Source organism: Streptomyces sp. NPDC059456 (assembly GCF_042750055.1).
Lineage (GTDB): Bacteria > Actinomycetota > Actinomycetes > Streptomycetales > Streptomycetaceae > Streptomyces.
This window is the reverse complement of the sequence record NZ_JBHYVA010000731.1, coordinates 1-4,154: the sequence shown is the minus strand read 5'-3', so window position 1 is coordinate 4,154 and position 4,154 is coordinate 1. Positions and strand designations below refer to the sequence as shown.

3 protein-coding genes are annotated in these 4,154 nt (G+C 75.1%); 1 reads left to right on the top strand and 2 read right to left on the bottom strand.

Annotation, left to right across the window (positions count from 1 at the left end; translation table 11 throughout):
- The coding region (locus tag ACFXA3_RS37340) for an alpha/beta fold hydrolase (RefSeq protein ID WP_385194810.1) at positions 1-1,475 on the top strand (1,475 nt) is incomplete at its 5' end.
- Between the two features lie 115 nt (positions 1,476-1,590).
- Here the strand turns inward: ACFXA3_RS37340 and hemQ are convergent.
- A complete protein-coding gene (hemQ, locus tag ACFXA3_RS37335) occupies positions 1,591-2,304 on the bottom strand; it encodes a hydrogen peroxide-dependent heme synthase (RefSeq protein ID WP_266634223.1) in 714 nt (237 codons plus the stop codon).
- A 23-nt stretch (positions 2,305-2,327) separates the two neighbouring features.
- Complete coding sequence (gene hemG, locus ACFXA3_RS37330; protein WP_385194813.1) at positions 2,328-3,836, bottom strand: protoporphyrinogen oxidase; 1,509 nt, start codon at positions 3,834-3,836, stop codon at positions 2,328-2,330.
- Between the last annotated feature and the right edge of the window lie 318 nt (positions 3,837-4,154).

Below are 4,154 nucleotides of genomic sequence, written 5' to 3'. Positions count from 1 at the left end.
CGTTCGGGGTCTGTCCCGGAGCCGAGGCGCTCCCCTCCCCCGTGCGGTGCGCGACCCTCGGGGTTCCGCTCGACTACGCACGGCCGGACGGGCCGCAGATCTCCCTCACCGTCAGCCGGGTCGCCGCCACCGGCCGCGGCGGCGCCGCCCGGCAGGGGGCGCTCGTCTACAACCCCGGCGGTCCCGGCGCCTCCGGGATGTTCTTCCCGCTGCTCTCCGGGCTCCCCGAGTGGGACCGCATCGGCGCCGCCTACGACCTCGTCGGCTACGCCCCGCGCGGGGTCGGCCGGTCCGCGCCGCTGTCCTGCGAGGACCCCGCCCGCACCCACGGCCCCACCCAGGTGCCGGTGGAACCCTCCGCCGCGTACAAGCAGCAGCGCGTCGCCGCCGCCCGGGCCTACGCCCGCGGCTGCGCGCAGCGGGCCGGCGCGGCCCTGCGGTACTACTCGACCCTCGACAACGTGCGCGACCTGCACGTGCTGCGCGCCGCGCTCGGCGAGGAGCGGCTGACCTTCATGGGCGCCTCGTACGGCACCTACCTGGGGGCCGTCTACGCCACGCTGCACCCCGGCCACGTCCGCCGGATGGTCCTCGATTCCGCGGTCGACCCCGACCCGCGCCGCATCTGGTACCTCGACAACCTCGACCAGGCGCCGGGGTTCGAGCGCCGCTGGTACGACTTCCGCGCCTGGGCCGCCCGCCACCACGCCACGTACCGGCTCGGCGCCACCCCGGCGGCGGTGCAGGCGAGTTACGAGCGGGTGCGGGACGCGGTGGCCCGTACTCCGGCGGGCGGGGCCGTGGGGACCGGCGAACTCCAGGCCGCGTTCCTCCAGGCCGCTTACTACGACGACGTCTGGCCGGAGCGGGCGGCCGCGCTCGCCGCGTACCTGGCCGGCGATCCGGGCCCGCTGGTCCGACAGGCCGGCTCCGACCCGGAGTCGGCGCCCGCGCGCGAGAACGCGCGGGCGGTGTACACGGCGGTGCTGTGCAACGACGCCGCCTGGCCCACGGATTGGGAGGTCTGGAACCGCGACAACACCGAACTGGCGCGCAGGGCGCCCTTCGAGACCTGGGCCAATGCCTTCCTGAACCTGCCGTGTGCGTACTGGCCGGTCCGCGAGCGGCAGCGGCCGGTGGCGGTCGGGGAGCAGCCGGCGGCGATCCCGCGCACGCTGGTCGTCGCGGCGGAGCGGGACGGGGCGACCCCGTACCCGAGTGCGCTGGAGCTCCAGCGGCGGCTCGGCGCCGGGGCGGCGCTGGTCACGGAGGTGGGGGCGGGCGCGCACGGAGTGGTCGGCGGACGCAATGGCTGCGTGGACCGTCACGTGGAGCGGTATCTGCTGACGGGTGACACCCCAGGGCGGCGTGTCACGTGTGCGCCGCATCCGGAGCCCGCACCGGTGTCGCTGGACGACCGGGCGGCGACGGCCCCGGGGAAGGTACCCAGGGCTCTGCTGCCGCCTGTCGTCTGAACTTCCGGGCGGGATCTCCGGCTGCGTCGTTTCGGGGGCTGGGCCTCCCGATCCACCGGAAGCCGCTCCCCAGTCACGAGAGCGTTCCTCCGGCTCCTTCCCCCCAGGGGAGGTATCAGGCGAGCCCGGCCACCAGATCGGCGACGGACTTGCGGCGTCCGGTGTAGAAGGGCACCTCTTCCCGAACGTGCATACGGGCCTCGGAGGCACGCAGGTGACGCATGAGGTCGACGATGCGGTACAGCTCGTCGGCCTCGAAGGCCAGCATCCACTCGTAGTCGCCCAGCGAGAAGGACGCGACGGTGTTGGCCCGGACGTCCGGGTAGCCGCGGGCCATCTTGCCGTGGTCCGCGAGCATGCGGCGGCGGTCCTCGTCGGGCAGCAGGTACCAGTCGTACGAGCGCACGAACGGGTAGACGCTGACGTAGTCGCGCGCGACCTCGTCGGCCAGGAAGGCCGGGATGTGCGACTTGTTGAACTCGGCCGGACGGTGCAGGGCCATGTTCGACCACACCGGCTCCAGCGCGCGGCCCAGCTTGGTGCGGCGGAACAGGTTGTACGCGGTCTGCAGCTCGTCCGAGGTCTCGGCGTGCCACCAGATCATGATGTCCGCGTCGGCGCGCAGGCCGGAGACGTCATAGGTGCCGCGGACGGTGATGTCCTTGGCGGCCAGCTGGTCGAACAGCTCCTGGACCTCGTCGGCGTAGCCGCTCCGGTCCTCGGGCAGGACGTCCTTCAGCTTGAAGACGGACCACAGGGTGTAGCGGATGACCTCGTTGAGGTCCTTCGCCTTCTTCCCCGCGTTGGGAATCTTCTCTGGTGCAGTCATGTGTCCATTGTCCCGTGTGCTGATCAGTGGTCGGTGCCAGGGGTGCCCAACGTGGCCATCACCACGTCGGCGGCCTTCCCGGCGCTCGCGATGCACGCCGGGATGCCCACGCCGTCGTACAGCGCGCCGCACACGGCGAGGCCGGGCAGGGCCGCGACGGCGTCGCGGATCCGGGCCACACGGGCGAGGTGGCCGACCGGGTACTGGGGCAGACCGCCGTCCCAGCGGGTGACGGTGGAGGCGACCGGCCGGGCCGCGAGGCCCACGGCCTCCCCGAGGTCGCGCAGCGAGACGTCGACCAGCTCGGAGTCCTCGCGCCCCAGGTCGCCCTCGTCGCCGTACCGGCCGACGGAGGTGCGCAGCGGGAACAGCTCCGGGTCGGCGCCGGCCCAGGCCCACTTGTTGCCGGAGAACGTGGAGGCCTTGACGGTCCGCCCGTCGACGGGCGGTACGAGGAAGCCGCTGGCGTCGCCGTCGGTGATCGCGGCGGGCAGCTCGGAGCGCCGGAAGGCCATCGTCACCAGGGCCATCGAGGCGTACTCGACGGTCCGCAGCTCGGCGGCCGCGGCCGGGGCGAGCCCTTCCAGCAGCCGGGCGGCGGGCCCGGCCGGGACGGCCAGGACCACGGCGTCCGCGTCGATCACCTCGGTGTCGGTGACGACGCTCCAGCCCGCGTCGGTGCGCCGGAGGCCGCGCACGGTGCTGCCGGTGGCGATCCGCGCCCCCGCGGCCCGGCAGGCGTCGGCGACGGCGAGCGGCAGGCGCCCGATGCCGCCGGCGATCCCCGCGAAGAAGGCGCCGGTGGCGGCCGCGCCGGTGACGGTGGTGCGTTCGGCGGCGGCGCGGGCCGCGGCCCCGTCCTGGAGTGCGCGGACGCTGTCGGTCAGCGTGGGGTGGGTGCGGATGGCGTCGAAGAGGGCGGGGACGGCGGCGCGCATGGAGATGCGGTACGCATCGCCGGCGTAGACCCCGCCGAGGAGGGGCTCCACCAGGCGGTCGACGACCTCCCGGCCGAAGCGGGCGGCGACGTATTCACCGACGGCGACGTCCTCGCCGATCTCGGTGGGTGCCAGGGTGCGTTCGGCCTCGATCCGGGCCAGGCCCTCGGCGGAGAGCACCCCGGAGGCGGCGAGCGGGGCCACGTCACCGGGGACGCCCATGACATGGCCGCGCGGCATGGGCCGCAGCGCTCCGCGGGTCCACAGCCGGGCGGTGGTGGTGGCGGGCGGCTGGAGGGCCTCGCCGAGGCCCACGGCCCGGGCCAGCTCCAGGGCCTCGGGGCGGCGGGCGAGCACGGACTCGGCGCCGAGGTCGACGGGGAGACCGGCGAGTTCGCCGGCGAGCAGCTTGCCGCCCAGGCGCGGCCCGGCCTCCAGGAGCGTGACGCGCAGGCCGTCGGCGAGCAGCCGGCGGGCCGCTGCCAGGCCCGCGATGCCGCCGCCGATGACGACGGCGCTGCGGCCGGCCGCCGGGCCCGGCCGGCCGTTCGTACCGCCGCCGGCGCCCGTACCGGTCGCGCCGTCCGTACGCATGTCCGCTTCGTGCATGGACACATCGTCTCAGACCGCTCACCTGCCGATCACCGAGGCCGGACCGTGACCGCATCGGGATCGGCCCGGGACCGCCGGGGCGAAACCGGCGGCGCGACCCTGTACGTCACACCGGCGACATCAGCCGAACCCCGGGGGGTACCACCGATGCGCACCACCAGCAGAGCCACCGCCGTGCGGTACCGCAGCGCGGCCGCCGTGGCCGCCCTGTCCCTGACCGGAGCGCTCGCGCTCACCGGGTGCGGGGCCGGCGGGAACGCCGTCGGCCCCGCCTCCGCCGACAAGGCCGCGGTCGGGGCG

Excerpts from the sequence above, each read along its gene's own strand:
- hemQ (WP_266634223.1), bottom strand. The coding sequence starts at position 2,304 with ATGACTGCACCAGAGAAGATTCCCAACGCGGGGAAGAAGGCGAAGGAC.
- hemG (WP_385194813.1), bottom strand. The coding sequence starts at position 3,836 with ATGCGTACGGACGGCGCGACCGGTACGGGCGCCGGCGGCGGTACGAAC.